This window comes from Limnohabitans sp. INBF003, from assembly GCF_055396645.1.
In genome coordinates, this window is sequence record NZ_AP029222.1 from 1,882,144 (window position 1) to 1,906,293 (window position 24,150).

Below are 24,150 nucleotides of genomic sequence, written 5' to 3' on the forward strand. Positions count from 1 at the left end.
GGCGCCTGTGGCTGAATGTGCTGTGAGATTTGGCCAATTTGCGCGCAAGCGCCTATTCGCACATAATATGTGCAAATATGCCATTCCGCGTCGCATGCCCACCCCGTACCACCGAGGAAGGCCAACCATGAACATCACCCTGTCAGTCGACGAACGCATCGCCGAATCCGCTCGCGAGGCGGCCCGCAAGATGGGCAAAAGCCTGAACCAAGCCGTGCGCGACTATCTGGAGCAGCTGGCAGGCCAAGAGCGGCAGGCCACCGAATGGCAGCTTTGGGAGCAGCGCTGCTTGAGCGGTGGCGGCCGCCTGCAGGGCTACAAATTTGACCGTGAGGCCTTGCATGATCGCGGCTGAGCCGACGCCGCCTTGGGGCCAGTTGTTGACCCTGCCCAAAGCCCGTTGCTTCATCGACACCAACGTACTGGTCTACGCCGACAGCACCGACGAGCCACACAAACAGCGCATCGCCATCGACTTGCTGCGCCACCTGCGTTTTGAGCGCTTGGGTGTGCTGTCCACTCAGGTGCTCAATGAATACATCCAGGTCGGTCTGCGCAAGTTGGGCCTGCCGCACGTGCACGTCCGCGAACAACTGCACTGTTACCGCCAACTGGACATCGCGGCCGTGACGCCGGACACCATCGATATGGCGCTGGATTTGCACCAAAAACACGCTTTGAGCTACTGGGACGCCCTGATCGTGGCCAGTGCCCACATTGCGGGGTGTTCGGTGTTGATCACCGAGAACATGGGCACCGGGGAGATATTGGCCGGGGTGAAGCTGGTCAATCCTTTCGCTTCGACTGGATGACAGCACCGAAGATGCCAATGAAAGGGTTTATGGGCTGCCAACCAGCCATAGCCCTAGACGTTAAATGCGCGACACAGAGCCGCCTTGTTGCCCGCTATGCTCATGTTTAAACCGGCAAGCGAAGAGCTGCCGGGTCTTTTTCTTCCGACTTGATCACCATGACCACATCCCCCCTCTCTCTGCTGAACGACCCCACTTTGCTTAAGACCGACGCCCTGATCAATGGCCAATGGGTAGCAGGCAGCCAGCGTTTTGAAGTGACCGATCCGGCCACGGGATTGCACTTGGCGAACGTGGCCAACTTGGGCGCGACAGATGCCGAGAACGCCATTGCGGCGGCCAATGCCGCTTGGCCCGCCTGGAAAGCCAAAACAGCCAAAGAGCGCAGCATCATTTTGCGCAAGTGGTTTGACCTGTTGATCGCCAACACCGAAGACCTGGCTCGGCTGATGACCGCAGAAAACGGCAAGCCGATGGCCGAGTCGCGTGGCGAAGTGGCCTATGGCGCCAGCTTTGTCGAATGGTTTGCCGAAGAAGCCAAGCGCGTCAACGGCGAAACCCTGCCGCAGTTTGACAACAACCGCCGCCTGCTGGTGCTCAAGCAGCCCATTGGCGTGTGCGCGGCCATCACGCCCTGGAACTTTCCGCTGGCCATGATCACCCGCAAAGTGGCCCCAGCGCTGGCCGCTGGCTGCCCCGTGGTCATCAAACCCGCCGAGCAAACCCCGCTCACGGCCTTAGCTGCGGCCGAGCTGGCCATCCGTGCGGGCATCCCGGCCGGGGTGCTCAACATCGTCACCGCCGACGGCCCGCAAAGCATTGCCATTGGCAAGGTGCTGTGTGCCAGCGACGTGGTGCGCCACATCAGCTTCACAGGCTCCACCGAAGTGGGCCGCATTCTGATGGCGCAATCGGCCCCTTCTGTCAAAAAAATGTCGCTGGAGTTGGGTGGCAACGCGCCCTTCATCGTGTTTGAAGACGCCGATATCGACAGTGCCGTCGAGGGCGCTTTTGCCAGCAAATACCGCAATGCGGGCCAGACCTGCGTGTGCACCAACCGCTTTTATGTGCAGGAGTCGGTGTACGAAGAGTTCGCCACCAAGTTCGCTGCCAAAGTCAAAACCGCCAAAGTGGGCAACGGCTTTGCCGACGGTGTGAACCAGGGGCCACTGATCGAACCCTCGGCCCTTGACAAGGTGGAACGCCACGTGAAAGACGCCATCGCCAAGGGCGGACGCGTGCTCACAGGCGGCAAACGCCTGGATGGCCAGTTCTTCGAGCCCACCGTGATCGCCGATGCAAATGCCGACATGGTCTGCGCCAAAGAAGAGACCTTTGGCCCCTTCGCCCCGATTTTCAAGTTCAAGACCGAGCAAGACGCCATCTTTGCGGCCAACAACACCGAGTTCGGCCTGGCCAGCTACTTCTACAGCCGCGACGTGGGCCGCATCTTCCGCGTGAGCGAGGCGCTGGAATACGGCATGGTGGGCATCAACGTGGGCATTTTGGCCACCGAGCACGTGCCCTTTGGCGGCGTCAAGCAGTCGGGCCTGGGCCGCGAAGGCTCCAGCCACGGCATGGACGACTATGTGGAAATCAAGTACCTCTGTGTGGGCGACATCCTGAAGTAAACTACAGCCCATCGCGGGTGTCGTTTAATGGTAGGACTTTTGCTTCCCAAGCAAATAACGAGGGTTCGATTCCCTTCACCCGCTCCAAGTCTTGTAAGTTGTTGATTTATAACGGTTTTTTAGTCACTCTCAGCGTGTTGGGGTCCCACTTTGGGGTCCCACTTGATCAAAGTTCCACGGCTAAAAACGAATCGGCACGGTGTTTTTTGCTTGCGCGTTATTTGTCTTGATGCGTCAGGTAAGCGCCACGAAACCCAGCACAGCCTGGGCACAAAAAACCCTGATGTGGCCCGAGTGCTTGCGCTAAAGTTCAATGAAAATTTTGAACGACAACGCATGACACGCAACAAGCCCCCCGCCCTGTTGGAAGCCTTGGAAAAGGTCTCACATCGGTTTGAATTCGACATGTCAAAAGGCATCATGAAAGCGGATGGCCCTGAAGACCATGCCAGACTGATGGAAGCCATCGAAGCCTATAAGCAACTTCACGGCACACTTCCAAGCCTTCAAGAAGCGATGAACATGGGCAGGCCTACCCTACCCCCCAACGAAGCACAAAAACGGCTTTTAACCCGCTCAAAAAGGTTCTCTGAGGTGGTGGCCTTGTATCTCGAAGAACGCAAGCTCGATAACAAGGAAAACACACGCCGAGACAAAGCCCGCACTTATGCGGACTTTCAAGACCTGCTGGGCGACTTGGAAATCAACTTGTTCACCAAGGCCGAGGGCGTGCAGTGGAAAACCCACGAAATGAGCCGAGGCATCAAAGCCAACAGCGTGAACAGCCGCATCGGTGAACTGAACGACCTGTTCAAGTGGGCTATCAACAATGGACACTACACAGCAAGCGACAAAAGCCCCGTGGACGGCCTGCGCATCGGCAAAAAAAGCCAACTTGCCGCCAAGACCCAAAGTTATGAGCCGTTCAGCAATGACGAGCTGAAAACCATTTTTGGCACGGGCTACCTGAAAAAATTCAACAAGCCTGATTTTTATTGGATTCCATTGGTGGCACTGTTCACGGGCGCAAGACGTGAAGAACTCGCCAGCCTCAGAGCGTCAAACGTGAACACCGTGGACGGGATCGCATCCATTCAAATCGAAGACGGCAAGAATCAAAACGCCCGCCGACTGGTGCCCATCCATCCCCAACTGATTTCAATGGGCTTCATGGACTACGCCAAACACGTTCAAGGGCTGGGCGTGGAATACCTGTTCCCGTATCTGGTGGACGGCCCCAACGGCAAAGGCAAAAACGTCGGGCGGCACTTCTCCAAATGGCTGGGCAACTTGGGGATCAACAGCCCCCGAAAAGTGTTCCATTCGTTCAGGCACACGGTGATCACTCGACTTCATGCCACAGGTGCAAACCCTGCCCATGTCATGCAGATCGCAGGCCATGCCGACGAGGCCAAAGGCGTTCACTTCAACACATACACCCATGACGTGGGGTTGAAAGCGCTGGCGGACACCCTGTCTAAGTTGACGTATACTTTTGATCTACAAGCCCTGCAACTGGAAGAACCGACCTTTTCAAAGTTCTACCAGCGCTGGCAAGTTCAAGAGCAACGCAAGGCCAAGACCCGCAAACCATGACACGCTTTCATATCGTCCTCATTGAACGTATATGACCCTCCCGAATTCACATTCGGGGGGTGTAGCTTAATTGGTTAAAGACGTCAGCTTATACCTGACCAAAGCCCTGGCCAGATAAGCCAGAGTGTGTGGGTTCGAGTCCCACCACCCCCACCAAAAAGATGGATACGAATAAATATGATTGAACATTTAAATTTAGTTGGACAACAAAATATCCTTGCGATTATTTTTCTCACCATTTCGATTGGTCTTTTGATATCTGGAATTTCTCATAAAATTTCAAAAAGCCATTGGGTATTTATCGTTTTTGGATTTTTATTATTTGCTTATGCCTGGATAAGCATTAAGAAACCCGATGAATCAAAAGAATTATTTCCCTCGCAACCGCAAGTGGAAAGGCGACAGTAAATGCCCACATCAAAACCCGAACGTAAGGTACTGGTTCGTTTTTAATCTCAAGAAAATATAGCTTTATCAATTTTTTCATAAATTTAATATAGCCTTAAAATATAACCTTGTCAAGACTTAAAAAATAACGCCTGAAAACTTGACAAACAAATTTCAGGCGTTTCAAAGCCAAAAACACAGCAAGGCAATATAACAAGATAAAAAATGGCACCCAAATTTTTAATTTGGATGCCATTGGCCACCCGCAAACCATGAAACGCTTTCATATCGTCCTCATTGAACGTATATGACCCTCCCGAATTCACATTCGGGGGGTGTAGCTTAATTGGTTAAAGACGTCAGCTTATACCTGACCAAAGCCCTGGCCAGATAAGCCAGAGTGTGTGGGTTCGAGTCCCACCACCCCCACCACAAGGATTTATTCATGTTAAATTTAATGATTATTGCATTGCTTTTAATTTGCGGATGGTTATGTCTATATTCTTATTTCATTTCCGATGAGCCACTATACGTAAAAATACCCAGCCTTCTTGGGCTGCTGGCCTCCTTGGGTGCAATTTTTTTCAAACCTTAATTATCTAAAGGCGACAATCAACGCCAAAAGATGGAAAAGAAAGCACCAGTAAAAACCGACACCTGGTTTTTGAAAAAATGGATGGTAAACGATAGATTTTAAATATTTCATACTTTAGAAGTAATATCTGGGTATAAATTTGTCAAGACTTAAAAATAACACCCAAAACTTGACAAACAAATTTCAGGCGTTTCAAAGCAAAAAACACAGCAAGGCGATATAACAAGATAAAAAATGGCACCCAAATTTTTAATTTGGATGCCATTGGCCGATAGGTAGATTGATTGGAGCCAGCAATCAACCTTTATATTACCTAAAATGAAATTCCTGTCAACATTGCAATTTGCTCAAATGATTGATATTTGATATTATAAATATGGAGAATACCATGAACGACGCCTACAATCAAAAAATAATCAATACGGCCATACTTGAAACAGGTATTGAAAAGACGCGCCACATCACGGCATTACAACAACAAAACCACAGCAGCGATGCAGAACTTGCTAAAGCAAAAAAACTAAATTCTGGAATGGCCGCTCGCCTTGCTCAAGCTGAAGCGGCACTTGAAGAAGCTAACGCAGTCGTCGCAGACTGGCAGTCCGCCATGGAAGCCTGGAAAGACCTCGCCATCACCCTCCGCGAAGAAATCAAAGCCTGCCCCAACCACGAAGCCCATCAATTCGGGAAAAATGACGAGGCTAGAAAAGAGCATATTCATAAAAAAGAAGACGAAGAACGAGTTAAACGAAATCTCAAACCCAAATATAAGAAATAAAAAACCCGCCAATTGGCGGGTTTAGTTTATGGGCTTTACCCGTTATTATCTCCACTGGTCGATGGTTTTGGTGCTGATTGAGAAGACACCCCTGAAATAGAGCCCCAATCGCCAGTTTCTGCGGCTTTTTCATAAGCGGCAATCTTTTGTTGCGCTAAACCGTATGAACCCACCACGGTGCCCTTCGGTTGAGTTTCAGCCCATGATTGATAAGAGGCTTGTTTTTTGTCATCCAGATTTTGCTTGTATCCTTCGTAGTCAGAAAACCCCGCATTGGATGCCATTTTTGATTTAATAAGTGCTCCCGCGTCTTCGTGCCTTCCGCTTTTCATAGCATTTTGATAACTTTTTGATGCGTAGTCATTACCAGTTGCTAGTGAATCCATAGCAGATTCAAAATCTCTGTTTTCTAATCCATTCACTTCTTTATTCGCAGCATTCACGCCTGCCTCTTCAGGCGCCTGAATTTTATTGGGGGCAGAGTCAGCACCCTCTGAATAGGCTTTCTTCATTGCAGAACGCTCAGATAATTCGCGTTGACGTCTTTCTTCTTCGCCTGATTTCTTTTGTGCTTGAAGTGATTTGAACCCTTGCGCAGCTTGAATGGCCTGTCCACCCATAGCACCAACTGCTCCGCCAGTTGCCGCTGCAGCCCCTGTGGAACCTTTTGCGAGGTCGCCAGCATATGTGCCAAGATCGCCTGATGGACCTCCCATCCATTTAAAAATCTGATCTGGGATAATATGAATTAAAGAAAATATTCGATTCACTATAGAGAGAATAATCGCGGCAAAAATTGTCAAGCTTATTACGTGTATAACTGGGCCGCTACTGCCATCTTGAGAAATAGCAAAAACCGACCAATAACTTTTAACAAAAAGCAACCCGACGGGGTTAATTAAAGCCATGGAAAACAAAAGACCCAAAACAGCCAAAGGTGGCCGCAAAAATAATGCCAACACTAAACTATAGCCTTGGCCTGCTCTACCCACGATGCCATCCCCATCAGGGTAAAGATGTGTGACAACCCATAAAGGGGCAGCGATAATTGATTCGATCACCATCACCAGCCATCCGATAACGACACCAAACCAAATAATAAAAGGCGTTAAAGGTATTACAAAGGCCATAATAGCCGAAATACCAAATAACGCACCAAAAATTCCAAGAATTATAGGGGCTAAAACCGTCATGCTGGAACCAGGTGCCACTATGGCCAAGGTAGCCATTCCTAAATTAGCACCAATAGCTGTGTTCAGTAAACGATGCCCAGCATCGGCAATGGCTAAGACAATGTTTTTTTGGCCATCTATATCAAACCAATAGCTGGAACTAAATAAACGATGTTTGTTGAAAGTGTCATCTAACATTTTTTTAAAGATCCCATCTGGGGTAACTTTATTCAACATTTTCTTTGCCCACGAAGTTTCTTCAGAAAAAGCGCTATCTCGTTCTCCATTCATTGCATTTTTTGCTTCGGTTTGAATCCCTAACTCATCAGTATATTGACTCTTGCTTAAAATTTTTTCTACGACATCGTTGTAGTTTGCCACATTGTTTTGAAAGACTGGGGCGATATCACCATTCGGTGGCGTAGCGGTAGGATATTTGCCAATTTCGTTGGCAAAACCTTGTTGTAATTTGATATATTTTAAATAAAAAGAACCAGCCATGGCCCAGCCATCTCTTGTGGCATTCCTGGCGACTTCATTATCAGAGGGAATGGATTTGGTTGCTGCTGAAACAGCAGCTGCTATTTTTGTATTATATGAATTAACTGCTTCTGAATACTTTTTGGCAGCTACATCATTTTTGTAGCCAGAGCCCGCGTTTTCGCGTTCATTGTAAATCCCTTTTGCAATCAAATTCATAGAGTTTTGAAGATTCTCCATTTCCTGAATATGAATGTTTGTCATACTCTTAGAAAAATTTACGATGTTATCGGAGCTGCCAAAAAGTGAAATCATACTTTTGGGTTGATCAAGTGATGTTGAGGGTAATTCGTAATAGCCACAACTTGCTTCTTTATCTAAACGATTTTGTTCGCTAGCGTTGGAAATTGCTCCTGCCCCTGTTCCACCAGGATCTAAGGCGGTTGCTGGGTCAATAGAGGCGTCTCTTTTTAAGCGAACTACAACATCTGGGTAGGGGGCTTCATATGTTTGGCCATTAGCTTCTGCGACTGCTTTCGCTTTAGCAATTTCAGTGTTAATAACTACCACGCACATAGATTGACGGAGAGTATTCGCCGCCACGTCATTTGCTAAGCTATTATTTTGTATCAACGCCATTTGAGCCATTGGTTGTACGCTTGTGGCAAAAGATGACCAGAGTAAGTTGGCTGCTCCAACCCCTTGCAGAACCATCCACATTACAAGATATTGTGCAACGCAATATCCACTACCTAGTGGGACTAAAGCGGAGACACCAAGAGACATCCTTAGCGGTAGCCACATCGATGACCATTTTCGACCCAATACTTCACCGTCATGGGCCGTTTGCATTGTGCCAGCTACTAACGTATAAGCGAGTAGAACGCCTCCAAATATGATAATAACAGCATTAAACTGTCCTATAATAGTTCCAAGGGCGCTAGATGATTGCAAATCACCTTTCACCAGAGGTTCAAATAATTTCACTAGTAATTCATTTACGGACACATCAGTCGGCGAAATCGTAAATGGATCGGCAGCAAAGGCAGGCGAGACTGCAAGCACCAAAAATAATAGAAAAAATTGTTTGAAATATTTCATAAAAAACCCTATCGATTATTTATAATCTAAAATAAAGTGCACAAAGTCAACCCAAGTGGGTAAATAGTCATTGACTCAAACATTAAAACTTTATTCAATTTGGAAATAATCGTCGTCTCTAAAGTCAATGGCAATTTCATCTTTATTCGAATCCGATTGATACTGACCCATGTTTTCATTTATGCTAGATTCATTATTTATCTGGTTCCCCCCAGTATCCAAAGTCATTACTGAAGCGTTTGACTGCTCATCACGTGGGGAATCTTTAAATGTAAACTTAACATGTGTAAACTTTCGACCATCCTGCTTATATTCCATACGTACATCTAATTTGCACTTTTCTTGAAGTTCAATCACGGCAGGCACAAGACAATATAACCTGAACTTTCCAAAATTCTCACGCATGCTTTTAGCAGGCTCTAAGATGGAATGCAGTTCATCGACGGAAATATTTAACCACCCAGTATCGCGATATTGAGAGAACAATTCGAAAAGACGCCAAGCATAAACCGAGCGTAATTTACCTGCTTGCTCTATTTTATAGAGTGCATACCCTCCATTTTCTTCATTTACAAAGCGCGTAATATGCGGTGTCAATAGACGGTTAAACTCCACCCTGACCTTTCCCTCTTTTTCCAAATAAATTATTTGCTGAACCCAGGGGATGTCTCGCCGTTGGATCTTCATATCTGATTCTTTTATATTGAGACGTACGTGTGATTTCATGAGTGAACTCACACCACGCTTCATCGACCCATACACTTCCGTTCTTTTTAAATTGAAAATTTTTGCATAATTTGACGCTGACAAATCTACGCAATAACTATTTTCCACAAGCTCACTGGCTTGTTCTCTTTTAATTTGGGACATCGCAAGTGCCGTAACTCTTTTTCCATTGATATCCAAACGATGAATGCCCGTTGCCAAGGCCTTAGACATAATTACATTATTCCCCTCCCATAAATTTAAATCCATGGCCATTGTTTTTTTGACGATCTCTTTTTTGACTTTTTTCATATGAATCCTTTAAGCAATAAATATCAGAAAAAATTTAATTGTCAACATAATAAAATTTTTCCAATAAATATCACGTTCAAAAACTGACAATAACCCCCAAAAATACGTGCAAAAATAGACACAACACGTGCAAAAACAGACATAACACGTTCAAAAACAGACAATACCACCCTAAAACACGTGCAAAAACAGACACAACACGTTCAAAAACAGACAATACCTCCCCGCCAGCCCAATACCCATGCGGGTTCCAGCGTCCTACAAGGTATTTACAATGTTTTTTACAAAGAAAAACAATGTAAATACAAAGAAAAATCGTTGAAACGATTTTCCCCCTTCCGACCGCTTCGCTTCGCCCCCTGAAGGGGGCTGTCGGTTTTTCCTTCGGAAAAACACAAGAAATCGCTTCGCTCTCTTAGACGTTCGCTACGCTCACTTATTCTGCGCGTCGCCTTCGCTCCTTGCTGCCCCCCCCAGCCCCCCGCAAGCGGGGGGAGACTATGTACAGGAAGGCCAGGAAGGTGGTTTTTAAGCGTTTAAATGAGTTTTAATATGGCCACCAAGGGGTAGGGCTATGCTGCAACAATATTCGATTAATTCCCCGCATAAACCCACGCCTAGGCTCTCGCAGGTTTTCGGGCTGCTTTTCGGTCCGCCTGAATTTTCCAGCGCTTCAAAAACCCATCAAACTTCGGATCTTCGACTTTTATTAAGGGGTACGATTAGTGGCGGGATCGGGCTTTATGTCTCAGGATGCTTTAGGACCGCACCCTTTAAAACTTGACATAATTTCATAACTCGTTATCTTATTATTATAGTAATTAAATAACGGAGGACAAAATGAAGGTAGCGCAATCACAGAAAAAACGGGCAGGAAGGCCCAAAAAATTTGACAACCAAGCAGAGCGTCAAAAAGCTTATAGAGCTCGAATCAAGGCAAAAAAAGAGGGGTTATTGTCTTCGTCAGTCATTGACCTATCAGAGGTTAAACCATGGCTAAAAAAATAAAATTCCAATAAAAAAAGACCGCCTAGGCGGTCGGGGTGAATTATCAATCTTGAAGACATTGATATTTTATACGCTTACGTTTTGTTTTTGAATTTTTCAAAATACCCCCTTACTTCTGCACGGGCTATACTTTTGTTTTTTATGTAATTAATCACCAATAAACCATAAATAATCATCAAAAAGAATAACGCTGTTTTTAAAATTGATTCCGTAAAATCCAAACCAATAAAATATTTAAATGCTATTGCTGCCAAAGCATAAGCCACTCCAAATCCAAAATATTTAAACAGCATATCAACCACCAAATATCTTCATTTTAGGCTGCTCAACACTTAAATTCACAATCTCTTTTTCTTTATCTACACAATCTGGAAAAAGAAAACAGAAATCTTTTGCCTCTAAATTTCCCCTCAATAACTCCACAAGATATCCTTTTGTTTTTTCATCTGTTGTTTTACTTATGCAATTCAACAATGCGGCACCTGCAATTATTTTCTTTTTAGTTTCTTTGGCGCGCTCTACATTTTTTTGCATTGCGTAAAGCCTTTTAACTTCCGCTTCGGCTTTTTTTACTTTCTCAGCTGCACGTTTCATTTTTTCTTCGTAATCCATATTAACTCCCTTGACTTTATTATCAATATATTATTAACTTAATTAAAGCCTCACACAAAGTCAAGACCCACAAATGCAAAGACTCACATTGTTTTCCAGCCAAATCCCGACCAAAGGGAGGGCGCATCTAGAAGTTTCTCCCTTCGGGCCGTTTCGCTTCGCTCCACTAGAAACTTCAAAACCACTTCGTGGTTTTTCGTTGCGCTCAGGGCAAGCCCCGAGACCCCAGAGAAATTTTCGGACGCGCGGCGTCCTGATTGGGTGCTGATATGGCTATTTATTATTTCGATGCCAATATTGGCTCTAAAGAAAATGGAAAGAGCGCTGGGGCGAAGTGCGCCTATATCACCCGCACTGGTGAATATTCAAAAAAGGCTGATGAATGTGCCTATACGGCCAGCGGTAATTTGCCAAAATGGCCAAAGACAGATCCACTAAAAGATCCCGCTCATTACTGGAAAGCAGCAGACGTTTATGAACGCGACAACGGGCGAGTTTTTCGTGAACTGATAATCGCCCTACCAAGAGAACTCAACCTCGACCAACAAAAAGCTCTTTGTCATGCCTTTGACCCGTCCTGCCAGAGGTTGACACCTTTTCTTGAAAGAAAAGGCAAGTCAAATGGAATCAGGCATCAAGAGAACTCAGAAAGACTACACGCTGGCTTTTAAACTGGCTGTGGTCGAGCAAGTAGAAAAAGGCGAGCTGACCTACACACAAGCGCAGCAACGGTATGGGATCCAAGGACGCTCGACGGTGCTGGTGTGGATGCGCAAGCATGGACGCCAAAGCTGGGGCATTCAGGCATCATCGGCAGCCATGCCCCGAGACAAAACACCCACATCTCTGACACCCGAGCAACAGATCAAGGCCTTGCAAGTTCAACTGAAAGAGGCCAACGAGAAGGCCCAGTTGTTCGAGGCTGTACTGGACGTCCTGAAGAAGGACTATGGGGTGCGCGTCGTAAAAAAGCCTTTGGGCAAGTCCTCTCGCAGCAACTCGTCCAAGGGTTGAGTGTGAAGAGGGCTTGCCGCCATATGGGGGTGAGTCGCCAAGCTTACTATCAGGGCCAGCGGCGTCATGCCCAGCTTGAGAGTCGAAGCCAGGCGGTGGTGAAGTTGGTGCGAGATTGGCGTGTGCGACAGCCTCGGTTGGGCACACGCAAGCTGCACCATGTGTTGCACGAGTCACTGCAGCGTGCTGGCATTGAACTGGGGCGCGATGCGATGTTTGATGTGCTGCGCAACGCTGGCATGCTGGTGCCGCAGCGACGGGCGTATCACAAGACCACAGACAGCCATCACCGGTTTCGTCGCCATCCGAACTTGCTCAAGGCGGGGGCGCAGCAACTGTGCGCTACAGCCAGCGAGCAAGTATGGGTGGCCGATATCACCTACTTGCCCACGAACGACAAATTTGTCTACCTGAGCTTGGTCACTGATGCCTACTCGCGCAAGATCGTGGGCTGGCATGTGCACGACAGCTTGCAAACCGAGCCGGTAGCACAAGCCTTGAAAATGGCCTTGCGCACACGTCAAAGTGATCAACGCTTGGTGCATCACTCGGATCGGGGCATCCAGTACTGCTCGAACTATTACCAAGCCATTCATCAGCGCCACGGCCTGCTGTGCTCGATGACCGATGGCTACGACTGTTACCAAAATGCGCTGGCAGAGCGGGTCAACGGCATCCTCAAAGGCGAGTTGCTGTTGCAGCGCCCCGCTGATTTGGAGCAAGCGCGGCGGATGGTGCGAGAGTCAGTGCAGATCTATAACGACGAGCGCCCTCATTTATCGCTGAAAATGCAAACGCCCGATGCGGTGCATCGGGCGTCTTTGGCCGACATTCGTCGGCTTGAATCACCGTCCCAGGTGTCAACCTAATTTAGGACGGGTCACTTCGCCGAAAAAACAACGACCCTCAAAGAGGGCGGCAAGCTGCCTTTTACCTTCTCGATTCACACAGACCAGGACAACCACAATCCTCATTTTCACCTGATGATTTCTGAGCGCATCAATGACGGCATCAACCGCAACGCTTCGACATGGTTTAAACGCGCCAACCCTAAAGATCCCAAAAAAGGCGGTGCGCGTAAAACGCAGGAATTGAACGGCCCAAGATGGCTAAACCCCGCCCGAGAAAATTGGGCTAACTTGGCCAATGAAGCCTTGAAAAATGCAGGTTCAAGCGCACGAATTGATCACCGCAGTTATGAAGACCAAGGTGTGGACACCCTCCCCCAAAAACACGTAGGACCGACCTGTGATCGAATGATTAAAAAGGGGCAGCGCTGCGACTATGGTCGGCAAACGCTCAAAGACAATGAGCGCGTCAGAGCCGCTAACGTCCTGCAAAAAAAGTTTTGCCCCGTGCCAAGACGGCCATTCAAGCGGATGATCGTTCAATCCCTGCGTGTCTGTCATGCCCGTGTGTCATCCCCTCTGCGCAAAGATGGAACCCTGAAATCATGGGAAGAAATCCTGAATGAACTGCTTTCAAGCCTCAACCGCAGCATTCAGGCATGGATCAAAGCACAAGCGGAACTGGACAGGTTAAGAAGTCAAAACGCTGGGGCAGAGTTGGCGATCAGGCTTCATGCAAGCCTGCCCACACGCCCCAACAACGAGGATACGCAACAAAGTACAAGCGGCGAAGTAGCAGGTCAGGGAAGCCATTTAAAGCCCAGCAGTGCCACGGCACGAAAGCACCTGAGCCCGTTCGACATCCCCAGAAAACCCACGCCAAAATGATAAGATCATTACGCCTATGTGGGACCCGATCCCACATAGGGGTCACACTTTTTCGACCCTAATTCACTGGTTTTCGGGCTGAAAATCGTTACCAATAAACAGTTTGCGGATGAGGTGGATTTATCTCCCTTCGAGCAAGCCATGGGCGGAATCAACTTCAGTTTTGGCCCTGCCAGCGTGTCAGCGCCCACGGCAAGACCCCGCATCACAAGTCGGCAATCAGACCGTGGATTGTAAAATTTTCTGCTATTTGCTCCCATGCGTTCAGAAGTTGCTGGTTATGGCTACCAGAATTCCAAATCGTATGAGCACCAGGATCATCCAAAATACTGATTAATAAAAAGCCTTCACGTGCACCACCGTCTGCGTAAAACAAGTATCGATCACTTGTTCGCCGAGCATACCTGCTCCAAGCCAGATCCCATTTTTCCAAGTCCTGTTTGACAAGCAACGGAACTATGTGAACATGCCTGAGCGTCGAGGAATTGAGATTGAATGCGTCTTTTCCAAAAAGATATGAATTCTCGGGATCTGCTGAATTCTTCCAATCTGAAAAATCTTGCAAGAGTTGGTTTGGATTGAGTCCTGCTTGAATGAGCCTATCACTAAGACTCGGCACTATCCTGACTTGTAGCATTCACGAATTCAGGCAGCGGAGGGTGATTTCTTAGATTTGGCCATGAGTTGATTTGACATGGAAAAAGCCGAGGTTTTCGCGAGTCCACCGTAAAAAGCGATCTGCGCTTCTGAAAGTTGGGGGACAGCTCTTGAAGGCGCAGCAAAGAGATCTGCTCGTTTTAGCAGGGCTAATGCTTGGGTGTTTTTGTATTGCGCTTTCATATTTTGACTGTACATAATTTCCTGCAAAAAAGCAACTTTGACTTTTAAGTCAGGTAGGATAGCGTGGCCTATGTGGGACCCGATCCCACATAGGGGTCACACTTTTTCGACCCTGATTCACTGGTTTTCAGGCTGAAAATCGTTACCAATCAACAGTTTGCGGATGTTGTGGATTGATGTCCCTTCGCCCGCTCCAGCTTTCCTGCCGATTCAAAGAAGGCCCCGCAAGGGGCCTTCGGCATTTTGACCCCTTGCCCATGAACATCACCGTCAACGAAGACCTCAAAGCCTACATCGACCCCTTGACGCCCGACGAACACGCGGCCCTGGAGCGCAGCATTCTGGCCGAAGGTTGCCGTGACGCGCTGGTGTTGTGGGGCGATGTGCTCGTGGACGGGCACAACCGCTACGGCATTTGCCAAAAACACGGCCTGCCATTCCAAACGGTGCAGAACACGCGTTTCAAATCCATGGAAGACGTGCACCTGTGGATGATTGACCAACACCTGGGGCGGCGCAGCGTGTCGGATTTTCAGCGCGGCGTGCTGGCTTTGCGCAAGCGTGAAATTCTGGCCGAGCGCCGAGCAAAAGCCATCGCAGCCACCGATCCTGCGCAGACATCCGAGTCAACACAAACATCTGATACCGGATCGATCAGCGACATGGTCGGCGACGCCTACCCGCTCAAAAGCCGCTCCGACATTGCCAAAGCCGCACGGCTGAGCAGCAGCCAGGTGGTGCACATCGAAAAAATCCAGAAGCAAGCCGCGCCCGAACTGGTGGCTGCCGTCAAGGCCGGCACCATCTCACTCAATGCCGCAGCGGCAGTGGCCAGCTTACCCGCCGAAGAGCAGCAAACGGCGGCACGCGGCGGCAAAGAAGAACTCAAGCAAGCCGCCAAGCGCGTGCGGGATGTGCAACGCAAACCCGCCAAAGACGACGCACCGGCAACAACGGACAGCGCCAGCGATGAACTGATGGGTTTGCAGCAGCGTGTAGCGCAGTTGACCGAAGAAAATGACCGCCTGCGACAGGAAGTGGCCGAACTGCGGGCGCAATTGGGGCTTTGATTGGAGAGCAGGTCACGCCCACAAATCAAGGCGTCCGGCTCACTTCTCGCAACACCACAGCGGTGGTTTTGGCGTCGGGCCAGCGAAGACGCACACCTTGAAAGTACAACTGGGCTTGTTCGGCGTGTTCAAAATGCACGCGCCAAGGCGATGGGCCATAAACGCTTTTGGCTTCGGTCGCTTTGAGAAATAGGACAGTGCGCAGGCCCGCCCCGTCGACCACGCAGACGGCACCTTCTTTCTGAGCCACCACATAAACCATGTCACCCGGTTTGCTGGGTTGCGAAGGCATGAGCACCGTGTCGCTCGGGCCCTGCTGACACAAGGAACTGTCCGCCACGGCCGCGGCATGCCCCGCAGCAGGGGCCATCGGTTCTGGCGCAGCGCCCGGGACAAGACCCGCTGCATCCCATTCAGCGACTGCGGCCGAAGATTTCGCATGGGATACCGTTGCGGCCGATGGGGTGACTGGCGGGACCGGCGTTTGCACCCATGGCAGAGACGCCACCGAAGAGTCAGACGACATCGCCACGGCCTGATGCCCAAATGGCAGCACGCCGCGATTTGACCATGGGGGTTGGACCCAGCCCATGACGGCCAGCAACCCCAAGCTCAAGAACGTGAAGACGATCAAGCGGGGACGGCGCAAGAAGAGAGACGCAGGTCTGGCCGCTTGTGCTCTTTGACGGGACAACTCAATCAGTTCATCCACGACCGAAGCATCGGCTTCACAGGCCAGGTCAACCCCCTGACGGATGACTGCAGCAGGATCCTGCCCCAGCAGCATGGCGACTTTTCGTGCCGCGCTTTCCTTGATGGATGCGGTGTAAAAAAGGGACGTGCCGCCCGACTCCAATTGCTTGATCTGCGCCACAGACAAATTGGCACGGCCAGCCAATAAGGTGACATCGAGTTTTCGGGACTCACGCCACTCGCGCAGCAATTCGCCGTGCACCCGATCGGTCGTTGAATTCGACATGTCAAAGAACAAAAATAAAAATGCTATTTTGTATTATCTTTTTGAAAACATGAATACAGGAAAACCCATAAAATTCTTATGATTATTATTTTTTAATTTAAAAATATTCAATTAAACCAAAGAAAACAAAAAAAGCCGCAGAGGACTGCGGCTTTTTATTGAATTCAGGTGTCCAAGGATCAAAAGATCAGTTTCACACCCGTCTTGCTTTGCAGCACCTCGGGCGTCACGCCCGGAGCCAGCTCCACCACTTTCAGACCTGCGTCGGTCACATCCATCACGGCCAGATCGGTGATGATGCGGTCGACCACACCCACACCGGTCAACGGCAAGGTGCAGCTGGGCAAAATCTTCAGGTCTTCGGTGCCGTCTTTCTTTTTGGCCACGTGTTCCATCAGGATGATCACGCGCTTGACGCCTGCCACCAGATCCATCGCGCCGCCCATGCCCTTGACCATCTTGCCGGGGATCATCCAGTTGGCCAGGTCGCCCTTTTCGCTCACCTGCATTGCGCCCAGGATCGACAGGTTGATCTTGCCGCCCCGGATCATGGCAAACGACTGCTCGCTGCCAAAAATCGACGAACCTTTGATGGTCGTCACGGTCTGCTTGCCGGCGTTGATCAGGTCGGCATCAACCTCGTCTTCGGTCGGGAACGGGCCAATGCCCAGCATGCCGTTTTCGCTTTGCAGCCAGACTTCCTTGTCGGCCGGCACAAAGTTGGCCACCAGCGTGGGGATGCCGATGCCCAGGTTCACATAGAAACCGTCTTCCAGTTCGTGGGCCGCACGGGCGGCCATTTGGTCTTGACTCCAGCTCATATCAGACTCCAGCCTTTTCTGTGATGGTGCGCTTTTCGATGCGCTTTTCAGGTGTCGCGTTCAACACGATGCGGTGCACATAAATGCCCGGCAAGTGCACGCTGTCGGGGTGCATGGCACCGGTTTCCACGATCTCTTCGACCTCGACCACGCAAATTTTTCCGGCCATGGCCACAGCTGGGTTGAAGTTGCGCGAGGTGTAGCGGAACTGCAGGTTGCCGGACTTGTCGGCGCGGTGCGCCTTGACCAGAGACACGTCGGGCACCAGTGAATGTTCCATCACATAGGTCTCACCGTCAAAGTCACGCAGCTCCTTGCCTTCGGCCACCAGGGTGCCCACGCCGGTCTTGGTGAAGAAGGCCGGAATGCCCGCGCCGCCCGCACGCAGCTTCTCGGCCAGCGTGCCTTGGGGCGTGAACTCCAAAGCCAGCTCGCCGGCCAGGTATTGGCGTTCAAACTCCTTGTTTTCACCCACATAGGACGAAATCATTTTCTTGATCTGGCGGGTTTGCAGCAGCTTGCCCAGACCAAAATCGTCCACGCCCGCGTTGTTGGAAATCGCGGTCAGGTTCTGCACGCCGCTGTCCTTGAGTGCATCGATCAAGGCCTCAGGAATGCCACACAGGCCAAAACCGCCCACGCCAATCAGTTGCCCGTCAGCCACGATGCCCTTGAGGGCTTCGGCTGCGGAGGGATAAATCTTGTTCACACCGGTCTCCAGAGAAGGATGAAAGGATTACGATACTACGTAATCCAGTACGTAGTTTTTCGTAGAGGACGGCCCTTAGACAAAAGTCACGGGGCTGTACACCATTCGGCCGCAGGGGCAGCCTCCCACAGGAATCCACCTCCTGTCTTGAGTGGGAGCGAGCCCCCACTCGCGAATGCCTCCAACACCCTAAAAGCATGAACACAGACATCGACTACCGCCTCGCCTTCGACCTCGCCCCCATCGGCATGGTGCTGTCGCGCAACCGCGCCATCGTCGACTGCAACCAGCGCGTGTGCGAGATGTTTGGCGTCACACGCGAACAACTGATTGGCCAAAGCTTTCAGCTGCTCTACCCCAGCGCCGACGAGTACGAACGCACCGGCCAGCGCATCGCACCGATCCTGAACGCCAACGGGGTGTACGCCGATGACCGCGTGATGAAACGCGTGGATGGTCGCCTCAAGGGCGAGACCTTTTGGTGCCATGTGACCGGCCGGGCGCTCAACCGCGATGCGCCGCACGAAGCGGGCATCTGGACTTTTGAGGACTTGTCAGCGCGCAAACCCGTGAAAGCCGAACTCACCGCCCGCGAGCGCGAGGTGGCCGCACATTTGATGGACGGTTTGACCAGCAAAGAAATCGGCCGGGCCCTGGGCATCAGCCACCGCACGGTGGAGATTTACCGCGTCAAACTGATGCGCAAATACCAGGCCTCAGGGGCGGCGGATTTGATTCAGAAGCTCATGCGAGGGTGAGCATTCAAGCTCAGGCGCGGGCCAAGCCCGCCACCCGCCGCAGATGCTGCGCCACCCCGCCAAACTGCTGCTCGATCACCGTCAGCCGTTTGAAGCCATGGCCCACGGCCAGCTCATCGGTCATGCCCATGCCGCCGTGCAACTGCACCGCGCCCTGCCCCACCAAGCGGGCCGCACGCAGCACGGTCACATGGGCCGATGACACCCGTTCGGCGCGGCGCTCGGAGCTGTCGCCCAGCACATCGGCGCAAGCGCCCACCGCAGCTGCGGCCTGAACCAGGGCCATGTACATGTCGGCCATGCGGTGTTGCAGCGCCTGGAAGGCAGCCAGGGGCTGGCCGAACTGTTTGCGCTGGCTGGTGTAGTTCAGCGTGTCGCGCATCAAGGCCTGCATCACACCCACGGCCTCGGCGCCTGCGGCCAGCGTGGCCGTGTCCCACGCTTGCGAGAGCGCGGCCAGTGCATCGCCCTGGCCGATGAGGGCTTGCACGGGCGCTTGGTCAAACGCCAGCTCAGCCGCCCAGGCACCGTCGATCAGCCGCACGTCACGCCGCTGCACACCGCTTGCTGCGGGATCGAGCAGACAGATGCGCAGCTGGCCAGCGTCGTCTCTTGCGCTCACCAGCCAGTGCGTGGCACCAGGCGCGTCGCGCACCAGGGCTTTGCGCCCGGTGATGTGCAACTGGCCGCCGGATGTTTGCAACCGGGTCTGCACCCGGTTCAGGTCAGTGCGCCCTGTAGGCTCCAGGGCTGCCACGGCCAAGCGCACTTGGCCCTCGGCCAAGCCTTGCAGCAGCGCATCGGCCGCAGGGTCAGCCAGCGCCTGCAGCAAGTTGGCACCCAAGACGGCCGAGCTGCTGTAGGGCTCGCCCACCAAAGCCCCACCCAGGGCCTGGCAGATCAGCATTTGCTCAGGCAAACCACCACCCATGCCCCCCAGGTGTTCTGGCAATGCCGCGCCCAAGAGGCCCAGCTCGTGCGCCAAACCTTGCCACAGCGGCTCCAGCGCTTGTGGCCTAGCGATCATTGGCGCCCGCTTATCAAACGGCAATTTATCTTGCAGCCAGCCTTGCAGACTGGCCACGAGCATGGCCTGCGTCTCGTCCAGCGGCAGCACAGGCTCCACCACCTCGGCCCCCAGAACGTGGCGGGCAATCAGGTTGCGCTGCACTTCGTTGGTGCCGCCGTAAATCGACGCGGCGCGGTCGTTCAAATAGGCCCGCGTCGCAAACACCGATTCTTCGGGCACAGGCAATGCGTGGGCAGCAGCCTCCTCGATGGTCAGGCTGGTGGCGCCATAGGGGCCCGCAATGTCCAGGCCCAGCTCGGTTAGGTGCTGCTTGAGCTCTGTTGCCAGCACCTTGCCCATGGACGGCGCAGCTGGCATCCAGCCAGGCTGCGTGCCGCCGCCGATGCGGGCAGTCAGCACCTGTTGTTCCCAGGCGTGCAAAGCGTCGATGCGGCACTTTGCGTTGGCCAGGGTCAAGGCGATGTCTTCGTGCTCGGTGCCCGGTGCGCCTTGCGCAAAGGCCTCTCGGGATGATTCGTTCAGGGACTCGCGCAAGCGGGCCAGACGGCCCCGCAAGAACGGCGTGGACGAGCCGCCCCGCTCATGTTCCAGCAAAAATTTGGCAATCGTCCAGCCCTGGTTTTCTTCGCCGATCAGGGCGTCAGCGGGCACACGGGCCTCGTCAAAAAAGACCTGGTTGAATTCATGGTCGCCCGAGATGCTGATGATCGGCCGGATCTGGATGCCCGGGTTGTTCAACTCGAACATCAAAAAACTGATGCCTTGCTGGGGTTTGCCGCTGTTGTCGGTGCGCACCAGGCAAAACATGTGCGTGGCGCGGTGGGCGTGCGTGGTCCAGATTTTGGAGCCGTTGATCACCCATTCGTTGCCTTCGCGGCGGGCACGGCATTGCAGCGATGCCAAGTCGGAACCCGATCCAGGCTCGCTGTAACCCTGACACCAGTAACTGACGCCGTCGCGGATGTCAGGCAGCCAACGCTCTTTTTGGGCCTGTGTGCCAAACGCCACCAAAACGGGCGCGGCCATCACCAGCCCCAGGGGCGAGACTTTGGGGGCGTCGGTCGCGGCCATCTCGCTGGCAAAAATGTCGTGTTGCCGCGGTGTCCAGCCGCAGCCACCCCACTCCACCGGCCAGTGCGGCGCAGCCCAGCCGCGCTTGGCCAGGACCCGTTGCCAAGGGATGCCAACCTCGTAGTCTGAAAAAATGCCCGAGGTGCGGTGCCCGCCCAGCCGAATTTCGTCGGTCAGCTCGGCCGCCAAAAAGGCGCGCACGTCGTCACGGAAAGCCCGCTCTTCGTTGCTCAAGGTCATGGGGTTTTCGCTCCAGGTGAAGGCAAGCATCGCATGGTGCTGCCTCAAAAAAAACGACGCGTTCAGAAACCGACGTAACGCACAAAGTTGGCGGGGTCTTCGCGCACCGACTTCACGCTGTTGGCCACAAAGTCTTCGTCCGGGTAGCCCATGGCGATGCAGATCATGATGTTCTGATCGTCAGGGATGCCCGCGTGCTCGCGCACCACGGCAGACTGCATGATCCCCTGCCCGTTGATCACGCTGCCCAGGCCCCGCTCCCACGCGGCCAGCACCAAAGCATGCGACAAAGCGCCCAGGTCAAACTGGCTGATGGCCGCAGGTTCGAGGTATTTGTCGTAGGTCAGCACCAGCGAGACCGGGGCGTCGAACTGCCGAAAGCCGCGCATGACCCAGTCGGTGCGCTGTTCTTTGTCGTCGCGGGCGATGCCCATGGCGTCAAACAGCTGAATGGCGATGTCCACCTGGCGCTTGCGGTGGAGGCCGTCGTAGGCCTCTTTCATTGGAAAGTCGCGCTTGGGCGGCACACCACTCAGCATGTTCTCGGTGTTGCCCCGGCGAATGCGCTCCAAGGGCTCACCCGTGACCACATGCACATGCCAGGGCTGCGTGTTCATGGACGAGGGCGACCATTTGGCCACCTCGATGATCTCTTCGATCACCTCGCGAGGCACGGGTTTGGGCAGGTAGCCGCGAACGCTTTTTCGGGCTTTGATGAGTTCTGTAAATTCCATGGGTTTTGTCTCCTCACCCCAGAATGGGTTAAAAGCCAAGACCCGTCAATGCGGCCCTGTTGCGTCCGTTACTCGGGCCGCACCGGCCCGAGGTGGCTCAAGCCAAAGACTCCACCACCTCGGTCACCGTGCGAAAAGCGTCGATGGCCGTGGGAAAGCCGCAGTACACGGTGGCGTGCAGCATCACTTCGCGCAGCTCTTCGGGCGTCGCCCCGTTGTGGATCGCGCCGCGCACGTGGGCTTTGAGTTCGTGTTGTTTGCCCTGGGCCGTGAGCATGGCCACGGTGATCAAGCTGCGGGTCTTCAGGTCCAGGCCCGGGCGTTGCCAGACGTTGCCCCAGGCGTTACGGGTGATGAACTCCTGCATGGGCATGGTGAAGTCCGTGGCAGCGCCCAGAGCACGGTCGACGTATTCGGGGCCCATGACCTGGGCACGGGTGGTCAGGCCCGCCTGAAAGGCGGCGTCATCGGGGCGGGCCTCACGGGCTTGCTCGATGGGTGAAGGTGTGTTGGACATGACAGGCTCCTGAAATGTCTCTGAGCATAATCAAAACCATCACCCCATTGGAGACACCATGAGCACACCCCCTGTCACACGTTACCCCGCCCCAGAAATCAAGGACTTGCCCGAAGACATCAAAGCCAAGGTGCTGGAAGTGCAGGAGAAAGCCGGTTTTGTGCCCAATGTGTTTCTGGCCTTTGCCCGCCGCCCGGCCGAGTGGCGCGCTTTCTTTGCGTACCACGATGCACTGATGGTGCCCGAGTCGGTGGGACGCGAAAGCGGCCTGACCAAGGGCGAGCGCGAGATGATCGTGACCACCACCAGCGCGGCCAACCACTGCCTGTATTGCGTGGTGGCGCATGGTGCCATCTTGCGCATCTATGAAAAGAAACCGCTGGTGGCCGATCAGGTGGCCATCAACCACCGCAAGGCCGACATCAGCCCGCGCCAGCGTGCCATGCTCGACTTTGCGATGAAGGTCTGCCAGCACTCCGACGAGGTGGAAGAAGCCGACTTTGCCGCCCTGCACGCGCACGGCTTTGACGACGAAGACATCTGGGACATCGCGGCCATCACCGCGTTCTTTGGGTTGAGTAACCGCATGGCCAGCTTCAGCGGCATGATGCCCAACCCCGAGTTTTACCTGATGGGTCGTGCCCCCAAGGCCAAAGTTCTGTAGGAGCCAGCCTGCTGGCGATGGTGCGCTGTTTGGGCACATGTGATCGCTTGCAGGCAAGCTACTACATTCACCCCCATTCGGACATCAGGTTTGCGGCCGCGCCAGCAAGGCCCAGGCCATCTGGGTCAGTGCCTCTTCAAACGCCGGACTGCCCAGCAAAGGCGACTTTTCCAGACTGGCGCTGCGCAAGGTGCCAATCACGGAGCGGGTCAGCACAAACATCTGCGCTGTGCTGGGCAGTTGCAGTGCGGGGTGCGCTATGCGCTCAAAGAAAATGGCCAAGCGGTCAGCCACTTGGCGCACCGCGTTGGCAGTTTCGTCGGGTTTCTCCAGCGTCCAGCCCAGACGGATCAGGGTCTGGCTCAGGCCTTTGCCACTGGCAAAACCGAGCAACAGGATGTGGATGGCTTTGCCCAGCAGTTCGCGACCATCCATTTGCTGCACATCGGTGCGGGTTTCAAGCGCACTGAGATAGCCCTCCAACTCTTGCAACACCAAATCCTGGCCCCGAGCGGCCATGGCCCGCACCAGCATTTCCTTGCTGGGAAAGTACTGGTACAGCGTGCCGATCGAAAAACCTGCCGCTGCAGCCACCTTGTTGGTCGTCAAACCGGCTTCCCCCTCCCTGTCCAAAATCTGAGCAGCCGCCTTGAAAAGGGTCTGAATGGTTTGCTGCGCACGGGCTTGCGTGGGCTCCCGCCGCTGACTGGGCTTGGGTTCTGGCGCTGTTTTGGGTTTGGTGCTTGCCATCTGAAGGCCTGTTGAAAATCTGAGCGAT

At 52.6% G+C, this 24,150-nt stretch carries 27 protein-coding genes and 3 tRNA genes; 16 read left to right on the forward strand and 14 right to left on the reverse strand.

The features are described from left to right. Positions 1–127: 127 nt before the first annotated feature. The 7 genes from ACZ5VE_RS08560 (at position 128) to ACZ5VE_RS08590 (ending at position 4,447) form a co-directional block, all read left to right on the forward strand. Positions 128–355 carry a DUF6364 family protein gene (locus tag ACZ5VE_RS08560; protein ID WP_464454771.1) on the forward strand — a complete coding sequence of 76 codons (228 nt, stop codon included), beginning with the start codon at positions 128–130 and terminating at the stop codon, positions 353–355. Continuing rightward, on the forward strand, positions 342–812 hold the full coding sequence (locus ACZ5VE_RS08565) for a PIN domain-containing protein (protein ID WP_464454772.1): 471 nt from the start codon (positions 342–344) through the stop codon (positions 810–812). Before ACZ5VE_RS08560 ends, ACZ5VE_RS08565 begins: the two co-directional genes overlap by 14 nt. A 152-nt stretch (positions 813–964) precedes the next feature. After that, positions 965–2,443, forward strand: a complete 1,479-nt coding sequence (locus ACZ5VE_RS08570; RefSeq protein ID WP_464457461.1) for an NAD-dependent succinate-semialdehyde dehydrogenase — start codon at positions 965–967, stop codon at positions 2,441–2,443. A gap of 13 nt (positions 2,444–2,456) precedes the next feature. Then, positions 2,457–2,530 (forward strand) — tRNA-Gly (locus tag ACZ5VE_RS08575). A 318-nt stretch (positions 2,531–2,848) separates the two neighbouring features. Continuing rightward, positions 2,849–4,039, forward strand: a complete 1,191-nt coding sequence (locus ACZ5VE_RS08580; protein WP_464454773.1) for a site-specific integrase — start codon at positions 2,849–2,851, stop codon at positions 4,037–4,039. Positions 4,040–4,094: 55 nt separating this feature from the next. Continuing rightward, positions 4,095–4,195, forward strand: a tRNA-Ile gene (locus ACZ5VE_RS08585). A gap of 21 nt (positions 4,196–4,216) precedes the next feature. Beyond that, positions 4,217–4,447 carry a hypothetical protein gene (locus ACZ5VE_RS08590; RefSeq protein WP_464454774.1) on the forward strand — a complete coding sequence of 77 codons (231 nt, stop codon included), beginning with the start codon at positions 4,217–4,219 and terminating at the stop codon, positions 4,445–4,447. 110 nt (positions 4,448–4,557) lie between these two features. Here the strand turns inward: ACZ5VE_RS08590 and ACZ5VE_RS08595 are convergent, their stop codons facing one another. Then, positions 4,558–4,713 carry a hypothetical protein gene (locus ACZ5VE_RS08595; protein WP_464454775.1) on the reverse strand — a complete coding sequence of 52 codons (156 nt, stop codon included), beginning with the start codon at positions 4,711–4,713 and terminating at the stop codon, positions 4,558–4,560. 44 nt (positions 4,714–4,757) lie between these two features. Between ACZ5VE_RS08595 and ACZ5VE_RS08600 the strand changes: the two genes are divergently transcribed. Together ACZ5VE_RS08600 and ACZ5VE_RS08605 are read left to right on the forward strand one after the other, a co-directional pair. Further along, positions 4,758–4,858: transfer RNA gene (locus ACZ5VE_RS08600), tRNA-Ile, on the forward strand. Between the two features lie 551 nt (positions 4,859–5,409). Beyond that, positions 5,410–5,799, forward strand: a complete 390-nt coding sequence (locus tag ACZ5VE_RS08605) for a hypothetical protein (RefSeq protein WP_464454776.1) — start codon at positions 5,410–5,412, stop codon at positions 5,797–5,799. Positions 5,800–5,834: 35 nt separating this feature from the next. On the opposite strand, the gene ACZ5VE_RS08610 is transcribed toward ACZ5VE_RS08605, so the two are convergent. Together ACZ5VE_RS08610 and ACZ5VE_RS08615 are read right to left on the reverse strand one after the other, a co-directional pair. Then, complete coding sequence (locus tag ACZ5VE_RS08610; RefSeq protein WP_464454777.1) at positions 5,835–8,552, reverse strand: DotA/TraY family protein; 2,718 nt, start codon at positions 8,550–8,552, stop codon at positions 5,835–5,837. A 90-nt stretch (positions 8,553–8,642) separates the two neighbouring features. Next, entirely contained in the window at positions 8,643–9,569 is a 927-nt protein-coding gene (locus ACZ5VE_RS08615) for a replication initiation protein (RefSeq protein WP_464454778.1), read from the reverse strand. An 840-nt stretch (positions 9,570–10,409) separates the two neighbouring features. Between ACZ5VE_RS08615 and ACZ5VE_RS08620 the strand changes: the two genes are divergently transcribed. Next, positions 10,410–10,577, forward strand: a complete 168-nt coding sequence (locus ACZ5VE_RS08620; protein WP_464454779.1) for a hypothetical protein — start codon at positions 10,410–10,412, stop codon at positions 10,575–10,577. Between the two features lie 74 nt (positions 10,578–10,651). Here ACZ5VE_RS08620 and ACZ5VE_RS08625 read toward each other — a convergent pair whose 3' ends face one another. Both ACZ5VE_RS08625 and ACZ5VE_RS08630 read right to left on the reverse strand, forming a co-directional pair. Further along, on the reverse strand, positions 10,652–10,879 hold the full coding sequence (locus ACZ5VE_RS08625; protein ID WP_464454780.1) for a hypothetical protein: 228 nt from the start codon (positions 10,877–10,879) through the stop codon (positions 10,652–10,654). Further along, on the reverse strand, positions 10,872–11,189 hold the full coding sequence (locus ACZ5VE_RS08630; RefSeq protein ID WP_464454781.1) for a hypothetical protein: 318 nt from the start codon (positions 11,187–11,189) through the stop codon (positions 10,872–10,874). Before ACZ5VE_RS08630 ends, ACZ5VE_RS08625 begins: the two co-directional genes overlap by 8 nt. A 269-nt stretch (positions 11,190–11,458) precedes the next feature. On the opposite strand from ACZ5VE_RS08630, the gene ACZ5VE_RS08635 reads away from it, so the two are divergent. The 3 genes from ACZ5VE_RS08635 to ACZ5VE_RS08645 all read left to right on the forward strand — a co-directional run bounded on the left by ACZ5VE_RS08635 (position 11,459) and on the right by ACZ5VE_RS08645 (position 13,939). Then, positions 11,459–11,860, forward strand: coding sequence for a MobA/MobL family protein (locus ACZ5VE_RS08635; protein WP_464454782.1), 402 nt, complete (start codon positions 11,459–11,461; stop codon positions 11,858–11,860). Then, a protein-coding gene (locus ACZ5VE_RS08640; protein ID WP_464454783.1) for an IS3 family transposase occupies positions 11,811–13,072 on the forward strand; the annotation gives its coding sequence in 2 pieces (ribosomal slippage) (positions 11,811–12,168 and positions 12,168–13,072; 1,263 coding nt in all). The genes ACZ5VE_RS08635 and ACZ5VE_RS08640 overlap by 50 nt, the downstream gene beginning before the upstream one ends. 72 nt (positions 13,073–13,144) lie before the next feature. After that, positions 13,145–13,939, forward strand: a complete 795-nt coding sequence (locus ACZ5VE_RS08645; protein WP_464457462.1) for a MobA/MobL family protein — start codon at positions 13,145–13,147, stop codon at positions 13,937–13,939. A gap of 205 nt (positions 13,940–14,144) precedes the next feature. Here ACZ5VE_RS08645 and ACZ5VE_RS08650 read toward each other — a convergent pair whose 3' ends face one another. Continuing rightward, entirely contained in the window at positions 14,145–14,576 is a 432-nt protein-coding gene (locus ACZ5VE_RS08650) for a type II toxin-antitoxin system YafO family toxin (RefSeq protein WP_464454784.1), read from the reverse strand. Between the two features lie 8 nt (positions 14,577–14,584). Next, positions 14,585–14,794, reverse strand: coding sequence for a hypothetical protein (locus ACZ5VE_RS08655; protein ID WP_464454785.1), 210 nt, complete (start codon positions 14,792–14,794; stop codon positions 14,585–14,587). A 242-nt stretch (positions 14,795–15,036) separates the two neighbouring features. Between ACZ5VE_RS08655 and ACZ5VE_RS08660 the strand changes: the two genes are divergently transcribed. Then, on the forward strand, positions 15,037–15,849 hold the full coding sequence (locus ACZ5VE_RS08660; RefSeq protein ID WP_464454786.1) for a plasmid replication/partition related protein: 813 nt from the start codon (positions 15,037–15,039) through the stop codon (positions 15,847–15,849). A 25-nt stretch (positions 15,850–15,874) separates the two neighbouring features. On the opposite strand, the gene ACZ5VE_RS08665 is transcribed toward ACZ5VE_RS08660, so the two are convergent. The 3 genes from ACZ5VE_RS08665 to ACZ5VE_RS08675 all read right to left on the reverse strand — a co-directional run bounded on the left by ACZ5VE_RS08665 (position 15,875) and on the right by ACZ5VE_RS08675 (position 18,358). Then, positions 15,875–16,828, reverse strand: a complete 954-nt coding sequence (locus ACZ5VE_RS08665) for a helix-turn-helix domain-containing protein (RefSeq protein ID WP_464454787.1) — start codon at positions 16,826–16,828, stop codon at positions 15,875–15,877. Positions 16,829–17,007: 179 nt separating this feature from the next. Then, entirely contained in the window at positions 17,008–17,649 is a 642-nt protein-coding gene (locus tag ACZ5VE_RS08670) for a CoA transferase subunit B (RefSeq protein ID WP_108287213.1), read from the reverse strand. Position 17,650: 1 nt separating this feature from the next. Continuing rightward, entirely contained in the window at positions 17,651–18,358 is a 708-nt protein-coding gene (locus tag ACZ5VE_RS08675; protein WP_464454788.1) for a CoA transferase subunit A, read from the reverse strand. A gap of 197 nt (positions 18,359–18,555) precedes the next feature. Here ACZ5VE_RS08675 and ACZ5VE_RS08680 point away from each other — a divergent pair, with 197 nt between their 5' ends. Continuing rightward, complete coding sequence (locus ACZ5VE_RS08680; protein WP_464454789.1) at positions 18,556–19,116, forward strand: LuxR C-terminal-related transcriptional regulator; 561 nt, start codon at positions 18,556–18,558, stop codon at positions 19,114–19,116. A gap of 10 nt (positions 19,117–19,126) precedes the next feature. Here the strand turns inward: ACZ5VE_RS08680 and ACZ5VE_RS08685 are convergent, their stop codons facing one another. The 3 genes from ACZ5VE_RS08685 to ACZ5VE_RS08695 form a co-directional block, all read right to left on the reverse strand. Continuing rightward, positions 19,127–21,457 (reverse strand): acyl-CoA dehydrogenase family protein, encoded by a 2,331-nt coding sequence (locus ACZ5VE_RS08685; RefSeq protein ID WP_464454790.1) that lies wholly within the window; start codon positions 21,455–21,457, stop codon positions 19,127–19,129. A gap of 62 nt (positions 21,458–21,519) precedes the next feature. Further along, positions 21,520–22,191: a nitroreductase gene (locus ACZ5VE_RS08690; protein ID WP_464454791.1), complete on the reverse strand. Its 672-nt coding sequence runs from the start codon at positions 22,189–22,191 to the stop codon at positions 21,520–21,522. Between the two features lie 97 nt (positions 22,192–22,288). Continuing rightward, positions 22,289–22,708, reverse strand: a complete 420-nt coding sequence (locus ACZ5VE_RS08695) for a carboxymuconolactone decarboxylase family protein (protein ID WP_464454792.1) — start codon at positions 22,706–22,708, stop codon at positions 22,289–22,291. A 58-nt stretch (positions 22,709–22,766) separates the two neighbouring features. Between ACZ5VE_RS08695 and ACZ5VE_RS08700 the strand changes: the two genes are divergently transcribed. Further along, complete coding sequence (locus ACZ5VE_RS08700) at positions 22,767–23,372, forward strand: peroxidase-related enzyme (RefSeq protein WP_464454793.1); 606 nt, start codon at positions 22,767–22,769, stop codon at positions 23,370–23,372. 84 nt (positions 23,373–23,456) lie between these two features. On the opposite strand, the gene ACZ5VE_RS08705 is transcribed toward ACZ5VE_RS08700, so the two are convergent. Then, complete coding sequence (locus ACZ5VE_RS08705; RefSeq protein ID WP_464454794.1) at positions 23,457–24,122, reverse strand: TetR/AcrR family transcriptional regulator; 666 nt, start codon at positions 24,120–24,122, stop codon at positions 23,457–23,459. Positions 24,123–24,150 lie beyond the last annotated feature (28 nt).

Coding starts and splice junctions, on each gene's coding strand:
- ACZ5VE_RS08560 (WP_464454771.1), top strand. CDS start 128: ATGAACATCACCCTGTCAGTCGACGAACGCATCGCCGAATCCGCTCGC.
- ACZ5VE_RS08565 (WP_464454772.1), top strand. CDS start 342: ATGATCGCGGCTGAGCCGACGCCGCCTTGGGGCCAGTTGTTGACCCTG.
- ACZ5VE_RS08580 (WP_464454773.1), top strand. CDS start 2,849: ATGTCAAAAGGCATCATGAAAGCGGATGGCCCTGAAGACCATGCCAGA.
- ACZ5VE_RS08590 (WP_464454774.1), top strand. CDS start 4,217: ATGATTGAACATTTAAATTTAGTTGGACAACAAAATATCCTTGCGATT.
- ACZ5VE_RS08595 (WP_464454775.1), bottom strand. CDS start 4,713: ATGAAAGCGTTTCATGGTTTGCGGGTGGCCAATGGCATCCAAATTAAA.
- ACZ5VE_RS08605 (WP_464454776.1), top strand. CDS start 5,410: ATGAACGACGCCTACAATCAAAAAATAATCAATACGGCCATACTTGAA.
- ACZ5VE_RS08610 (WP_464454777.1), bottom strand. CDS start 8,552: ATGAAATATTTCAAACAATTTTTTCTATTATTTTTGGTGCTTGCAGTC.
- ACZ5VE_RS08615 (WP_464454778.1), bottom strand. CDS start 9,569: ATGAAAAAAGTCAAAAAAGAGATCGTCAAAAAAACAATGGCCATGGAT.
- ACZ5VE_RS08620 (WP_464454779.1), top strand. CDS start 10,410: ATGAAGGTAGCGCAATCACAGAAAAAACGGGCAGGAAGGCCCAAAAAA.
- ACZ5VE_RS08630 (WP_464454781.1), bottom strand. CDS start 11,189: ATGGATTACGAAGAAAAAATGAAACGTGCAGCTGAGAAAGTAAAAAAA.
- ACZ5VE_RS08635 (WP_464454782.1), top strand. CDS start 11,459: ATGGCTATTTATTATTTCGATGCCAATATTGGCTCTAAAGAAAATGGA.
- ACZ5VE_RS08650 (WP_464454784.1), bottom strand. CDS start 14,576: ATGCTACAAGTCAGGATAGTGCCGAGTCTTAGTGATAGGCTCATTCAA.
- ACZ5VE_RS08655 (WP_464454785.1), bottom strand. CDS start 14,794: ATGTACAGTCAAAATATGAAAGCGCAATACAAAAACACCCAAGCATTA.
- ACZ5VE_RS08660 (WP_464454786.1), top strand. CDS start 15,037: ATGAACATCACCGTCAACGAAGACCTCAAAGCCTACATCGACCCCTTG.
- ACZ5VE_RS08665 (WP_464454787.1), bottom strand. CDS start 16,828: ATGTCGAATTCAACGACCGATCGGGTGCACGGCGAATTGCTGCGCGAG.
- ACZ5VE_RS08670 (WP_108287213.1), bottom strand. CDS start 17,649: ATGAGCTGGAGTCAAGACCAAATGGCCGCCCGTGCGGCCCACGAACTG.
- ACZ5VE_RS08680 (WP_464454789.1), top strand. CDS start 18,556: ATGAACACAGACATCGACTACCGCCTCGCCTTCGACCTCGCCCCCATC.
- ACZ5VE_RS08685 (WP_464454790.1), bottom strand. CDS start 21,457: ATGACCTTGAGCAACGAAGAGCGGGCTTTCCGTGACGACGTGCGCGCC.
- ACZ5VE_RS08690 (WP_464454791.1), bottom strand. CDS start 22,191: ATGGAATTTACAGAACTCATCAAAGCCCGAAAAAGCGTTCGCGGCTAC.
- ACZ5VE_RS08695 (WP_464454792.1), bottom strand. CDS start 22,708: ATGTCCAACACACCTTCACCCATCGAGCAAGCCCGTGAGGCCCGCCCC.
- ACZ5VE_RS08700 (WP_464454793.1), top strand. CDS start 22,767: ATGAGCACACCCCCTGTCACACGTTACCCCGCCCCAGAAATCAAGGAC.
- ACZ5VE_RS08705 (WP_464454794.1), bottom strand. CDS start 24,122: ATGGCAAGCACCAAACCCAAAACAGCGCCAGAACCCAAGCCCAGTCAG.